4 protein-coding genes are annotated in these 6842 nt (G+C 55.2%); 2 read left to right on the plus strand and 2 right to left on the minus strand.

The window, feature by feature from the left end:
- The first annotated feature begins 90 nt into the window (after positions 1-90).
- A complete protein-coding gene (locus RCH91_RS12385; protein WP_306535271.1) occupies positions 91-975 on the plus strand; it encodes a ThiF family adenylyltransferase in 885 nt (294 codons plus the stop codon).
- The gene (locus RCH91_RS12390) at positions 972-2021 is read left to right on the plus strand and encodes a nitroreductase (protein ID WP_306535272.1); all 1050 of its coding nucleotides are present in this window, start codon (positions 972-974) and stop codon (positions 2019-2021) included. Before RCH91_RS12385 ends, RCH91_RS12390 begins: the two co-directional genes overlap by 4 nt.
- A gap of 7 nt (positions 2022-2028) precedes the next feature.
- On the opposite strand, the gene RCH91_RS12395 is transcribed toward RCH91_RS12390, so the two are convergent.
- Both RCH91_RS12395 and RCH91_RS12400 read right to left on the minus strand, forming a co-directional pair.
- Complete coding sequence (locus tag RCH91_RS12395) at positions 2029-3354, minus strand: hypothetical protein (protein WP_306535273.1); 1326 nt, start codon at positions 3352-3354, stop codon at positions 2029-2031.
- Positions 3355-3449: 95 nt separating this feature from the next.
- Positions 3450-6842: SdrD B-like domain-containing protein (locus RCH91_RS12400; protein WP_306535274.1), on the minus strand; the 3393-nt coding region annotated here is incomplete at its 5' end.

Consider the following 6842-nt stretch of genomic DNA (forward strand, 5'->3'; position numbering starts at 1 on the left):
TAGATAGTGACGGAGGGTTTAGCTCGCGTACACGGTAATGGTGAATCGCCCGTGGGCATCCCGGAGGATTGAGCGGTAAGGAGCGGTCCCATGGAAACTGAGAAACTCATCGACGAAGAATTTTCAAGAAACATAGGGATTCTTGCCAGAGAAGATCAGAAGCGGCTCCTTTCTTCACGGGTGGCGGTGGCTGGTGCGGGAGGGGTAGGGGGTCTTCATCTCCTGACCTTGGCCCGCCTCGGCATCGGCAAATTTATCATCGCCGATCCCGATATCTTCGAGCCTGTCAATATCAACCGCCAATACGGTGCGCTCCACAGCACCATGAACAGAAACAAGGCGGAAGTCCTTGCCGAAATGGTCAAGGATATCAACCCATCCGCCGAGGTGCGCGTATTCTCCGAGGGGGTCAGCACGGAGAATATCGAAAGCTTCCTCGATGGAGTTGATGTGTTCGTCGATGGCATCGACTTCTTCGAGATCGAGATCCGACGACTTCTCTTCAATAGATGCAGGGTTAAGGGGATCTATGCACTGACGGCGGCTCCTCTCGGTTTTGGCGCCACTCTTCAGACCTTCGCCCCGGATGGGATGAGTTTCGACGATTACTTCGGCGTCGATGACAGCATGGATTACCACGAAAAAATTGCGGCATTTGCCGCGGGGCTCGCACCCAATCCCTGGCACATACATTACATGGATCTGTCGAAAGTGAGTTTTATCAAGAAAACCGGTCCCGCCGTCTCCCCCGCCTGCACCCTCGCTTCTTCTCTCATAGCCACCGAAACGGTGAAGATTCTGACAGGGAAGGGGGAGGTAAGGCCTGTGCCCTGCTATCTCCAGTTCGACATGATGCGGGGAAAATTCAGGAAGGGAAAGGTAATCATGGGGGGAAAGAATCCCATACAGCGGCTGAAAAAGGCGATAATTCTCAAAAAGGTTCTTGCCGCTGCTTCATCGGGAGGTACACCATGAGGTTTCGTGAGTTGCTCGAAGCTGCCATCAGCGCTCCCTCCGGTGACAACTGCCAGCCGTGGCGGTTCGAGGTCCGGGGAGAGCAGATCCGCATCTTCAACCTGCCTGACCGGGACACCTCGCTCTTCAACTATCGGCAACGGGCATCCCTGGTGGCCCACGGGGCGTTGCTCGAAAACCTGACCATTGCTGCTGGTGCTGCGGGATATCGGGCAGAGATAGCATTTTTCCCAGAGACAGCATCTCCCGATCTTGTCGCAACCGTTGATCTTCTGCCAGGTGCGGATGGTGCTGGACGGCTCGTAAGAGCCATACCTTTGCGCTGTACGAATCGGCGCAGGTATGACGGAGCACCCCTCACCGATGACGAGCGACGTGCACTGATCACTGCCGGGGATGGTCTGCCCGGCACTGTCGTGTTGACCCGCCCTCGCAGTGAGCAGGCTGCCGTTGCTGACATAATTGCTCTCAACGATCGGCTGGTATTTGAAAATCAGCATCTCCATGCGTTTCTCTTCGACCACATCCGCTGGGATGACCGGGAGGCCCGCGTAACGTTGGACGGTCTTGACATCAAGACCCTCGATTTGGCGCCGCCCGACCGAATAATGTTTCCTATGCTCAAGAACTGGCCGCTGGTAAAGGTCCTTGCGTCTTTTGGCGTGTCTCGCATTATTGCCGGTAATGCGAGAAAACAGGCCATGTCGGCAGGTGCGTTGGGAGCGGTTGTGATTCCGGACAACTCCGACCTGAGTTACGTGAATGCCGGCCGCATTATGGAACGGGTCTGGCTGGAGGCGACGGGACTTGGGCTCAGCTTCCAGCTCATGACCGGCATTACGTTCCTCATGCAGAGGGTTGCCGACGGTGAGACGGAACATCTGTCGCCTGACCATGTGAAGCTTGTTCGCGATGGCAGGGCAAAGCTTGAGAGTATTGTGGGGACGAGGGGTGGTGTTGCAGCTATCATGTTTAGGGTGGGGAGGAGTACCCCGCCGAGCGCCCGCTCCCTGCGTATTCCGCTGGAGCGCGTAGTGAGTCAATAATGATGAGTCACGGATTGGGCTTTGCTTCAAAGAGATGCAGCAGGCCATCGTCGAGACGCATCAGAAAGTGGGGCTGATACGGCGAAGAGAACAGTGAGGCCGCATAGTAGTCCTTCTCAGTACCAAGGTTGCCAAGTATAAGGGGTTCGCTCCATTTCCCGTTATGGTAGCGCAGCATTACCTCGCCCTGGCGTTGAAGCATTTCATAGTTCATTGTTGCACAATCGATCGGCCGGTAGAGGACCCAGAGCCGATCCGTTATGGACAGTCCGAATTCCTGAGTCCGCTCAACAAACCCCGCGAAATCCTGGAATGTTTTTCTCCCGTCTGCAGTTACCCGCACAATACTTACCAATGAGCGCTTAGAGAAGAAGTAGGGCTCCATCCGATGGGAGGGGCTTTGACCACAGCTGCCGTTCAAAAAGTTACCATCTCCATCAGTAACATACATGATCTCATAACGACTGTTCTGGTAGGCAAGAACAATGGTATTGCTACCGGAATCGGCAACAGCAGTCAGGAAGGGATATTCACCTTCCGGTTCATGCATTCCATCTTTCCTGCCTATAAAATCAGTTTTGATCCAGTTAAGCTTGATCCCATTCACAGTCTCCGTCAGATGCAGAGCACTGATCTCGTGATAGCTGTCCCGCTTGAAAAACGCCCAGATGCTTCCGTCGGTTGGATGCTGCGCGAGCGCCCACCGCGCCGCAACTGGTGTTCCCTCCTTTCCGGGGACTTGGAACTTGTAGTATGACGGTATATTCCCCTGTGCACTTACGTAGAGAAAGCCTGTCTCCAGACGGTGGTCTGGATAAAGTGTGAATTGGTGCCACACCCCGACGAGTCCTCCGCTCGCGAGCCTCAGCAGTGCGCCCGGACGGGTGTCGTAGTCTCCAACCGTGGTGATCGAAACCTGCACTGCCCTGTCCGGCAATCGACCGTTACCGGGAGTCAAAAGCCGGTAATGCCGAAGCGCCGCCCGTCCCAATACCCCTGACCATATCCAGAGATCGGTGGGGCTTGTCAGGACATACTCTGCATTGGCACGGTCGTTCAGGTCGAAGGGGTCAGGGAGTGGTACGTGGGATTCATTTCCGAAGCCGTCAAACGTATAGAGCCAGTCTCCAGACGATCCCGTCCGGTAGAGAAATGCCCATACCCCCCCGAAGGAGGCAATTCTCCCTGATCCCCAGGGCAAGAGCTGCCCAGTTGCTGCCGGATTGGTGACGACTCGATTTCTCACGGTATAATCGGCACGGGCGGCCGGGAGAACAAGTGACATGATCATCAACCCGGTGACAAATGCCGCGATTATTCTGTTGTCTCCCACGAAAGTCTCCAATCGGCGCTTTATAGATGAAAAAAAGGGGGAGCACGATGACTCCCCCTTTTTTTTCTGCATTAACTTACCCGATGTCGCTGCAGTTAGCTGTCCTTCTCCGATATGAAGCATTCCGAGGGGACATTGGAGCCGCACGTGCTACTTGAGGAATCACGGTGCGGTGCGCAGAGGAGGCCGTTGTTGTAGTTGTCGAGAGCCCAGTAATACGGCTCGGCCATCTTCCATGCATTACTGCTACCTGTAACGCCGCTGCCCGGCTTGTAATTCTTCATCCAAGCATCGGCAGCGGTAATGGTGCTGGAAATGCAGCTTGCATTGTTCCCAGACATCACATTCAACTTGGCGGCCACAAGAGCAGGGAAGAGCGTATAGGTCTTATCTCCGGAAACGGACTTGGACATAATCGTTATTGCTTGATCCTTGCTGTAAGTGATTCCGCCGATCACGATTGACCTGGTGGGCCATGCCTCGGGATGATTCTTCCAGTACCCTGGCGTTCCTGTGCCACACGACGTTTGAGTCTGCTGTTTCTTCCCGTAGTAATGGCTCAAGTCGCAGTCGGAAACCTTGACACTGCCCGAAGTGTAGCCTTCGACACAGCCAGTGTTCTCATACTGGCCGTACTGAGCGGTGCCGGAGGCTGTACAGGTCATGGACTCTCCCGACATGAGGGATGACTTCGGACAGCTGATCGTGGGAACCTTGTCGTCGGTCACCATGATGCCGGAGAGGGCTGTGTTGCCGGTGTTTTTAACCACATAGGTCCATTTCACCGGATCACCAACCCAGATGTAGGGGCCAGGTGCCATGTCAGCGTCATAGCCGTTGGTGTACTTCTCGATATCGATCTTCGGATATGACGTTGGCGGGGGAACCTGATCCCCGCAGTACGAAGCACAGAGATAGCCGTTGTTGTACTTGTCGAGCTTCAGGTAGAGAGGCTCGCCTGTCTTCCAGGCATCGCTATCTCCGCATACGCCTGAGCCGACGGGATACTTGGCCATCCAGCTATCCGCCGCGGCAATGACATCGCTAATGCATGTTGCGTCTGCCCCCGAAAGCACATTTAGCTTGGCAGCCACCAGAGCCGGAAACATGGTGTACGTCTTGTCTCCGGCAACCGGCTTCTCCATGATTTTGATGGCCTCGCTCCTGGTGTAGGTAACGCCACCAATTACTATGGTTTCGACAGGCCATGCTTCAGGATGATTCTTCCAGTAACCGGGCGACCTCACACAGCCAGTCGTTGGTTTTCCGCCAAAGTAATTAGCCTTGTCGGAATCCGATACTTCAAATCCATTAAACTTGCCCGTTACTGTGGCCGTGTTGGTGTGCTGACCCGCTTCCGCAGGGTACGGACCGATTTTGCAGGTGTATACCTGGCCTGGGGTAAGTGTTGAAGGAATGGGCGTAGCGCACTTTCCGGCGAGGTTGCCATACACATCGTCAATCAGGGTAATGAAGGACAGGTCCGTATTGCCGGTGTTCGTGACCACATACTTGAACTGGACCTTGCAGGATGGGTAGACCGGAATGGTTCCGCATGAAGAGGAGTATGCCTTGTCGTACTCGGATTCGTCGTACGAGCTGTGATCGTCATCGTCATCGTCTTTGGTGTACTCGGAGAATGAGGACCAACTCGAATAAGATGACGAACTGGAGTAGGATGACGAACTACTGGAGTACGACGAACCACTGTAGCTTGAGCAGGAAGACGAACACTTGTGGTCGCTGGCGTAGTGGTCGTCATCCTTGTCCGAATAGGAGGACGTCTTCGCACAGAGTAAGCCTCCCTTCTTGCTGTACCCTGATACCACCGTGTAGCTTCCGACGATCATGCCTGGATAGATGGGTTTGGAGCAGTCGGTATAGATGGTATTGTAGTAGTCACCTTTATAGATTTTGATGTATTGCGTCATCGTCCCATAGGAATCCATCCCTTTGAAGGTGAAAGTTTTGTTGGGATAAACCGTTCCGGAGTAAAGCTGACGACCATCGTCATCCTTGACCACTACTTTGGCTTCCTTGTACCCCTTGTAGAGAAGCGTCAGTTCGGTGATGCCCCCGTAGCACGAACCGCAGGTGGGCGCAGGGGGAGGAGGGGGATTCTGGGTGCACAGCGGCACGGAGAGCCCCGGTGCATCGTCAGCGTCATGCCAAGTTTTGCCGCCGTCGTTGGAGACATATTTTTCCACGTCGATGCTTGACTTGACACCGTAGTAGTGGCTCGGGTCCTGATCAGTCACGGTGGTGCCGTTGTATTGACCGGTGACAGTACCCATGTTGGCATACTGCCCTTCCATGGCAGTGCCGGTCTTGGTGCAGGTTTGAGAAGCACCGGCTGGCAGGGTGACGAAGGAGCAGATCGTACCGAGCTTGTCGTCGGTGACGACAACGCTGGCAAGATCAACATTGCCGGTGTTGGTGACCACGTACTTCCATTCGACCACGCCTCCCACGGGAACCTTCGGACCGGTGGGTATGTCGGCGTCGTCACCGTTGGTGTACTTCTCAATGTCGATACTTGCCTTGACACCGTAGTAGTGGCTCGGGTCCTGATCAGTCACGGTGGTGCCGTTGTACTGACCGGTAACCGTACCCATGTTGGCGTATTGGCCCATTACGGCAGTGCCGGTCTTGATGCAGGTCATGGACTCCAGGGGAGCCAGGACGGTTTTCGGACAGGTGATGGCGCCGAGCTTGTTGTCGGTGACCGCAACGCCGGTAAGTTCCACATTACCGGTGTTGGTGACCACGTACTTCCACTCGACCATGCCGCCCACAGGGATCTTCGGACCTGTCGGCATGTCGGCATCGTCACCATTCGTGTACTTCTCGATGTCGATGCTGGCCTTGACACCATAGTAGTGGCTCGGGTCGCACTTGGTAATGTTGAGGCAACCAACTTGCGAACAGAAACCTGCCTCGGCGCAACCAGTATTGGCATACTGGCCTTCCATGGCGATCCCGGTCTTCGTGCAGGTCTGGGAGGTACCGGCTGCCAGGGTGGCGATGGTGCAGATTGTACCGAGCTTGTCGTCGGTGACAAGAACGTTGGAAAGGTCAACGTTGCCCGTGTTGGTGACCACGTAGGTCCACGTCACCGTGCTGCCCACGGGAACCTTCGGACCGGTCGGCATGTCGGCATCTTCACCGTTGGTGTACTTCTTGATCATGAGATCGGGCGCCGCCTTGTACATTCCTGCGTCCCAGGAGGGATCGTTCTCCCCCGGTGACAGGGTTGTGCAGATGGTTTTGCCGTAGTCAGGCCCGAAAACCGGGAAGGCGTCGCTGTCGGTTGTGTCGTTGCCACCCTGATCCATGGGGCTGAAATCGGTGTAGCCGGAGGGGAGGGTGAACTTGACGTAGTAGTCGCCCGGGGCTACGGAGAAGCTGTAGAGGCCGTTGCCGTTGGTGAAGGTTTCAGCGACCTTCACGTTGGCGCAGGTGAAGAGTTCCACCTTGACGCCGGAGAT

The organism is Geobacter sp. (genome assembly GCF_030834625.1).
Lineage (GTDB): Bacteria > Desulfobacterota > Desulfuromonadia > Geobacterales > Geobacteraceae > Geobacter.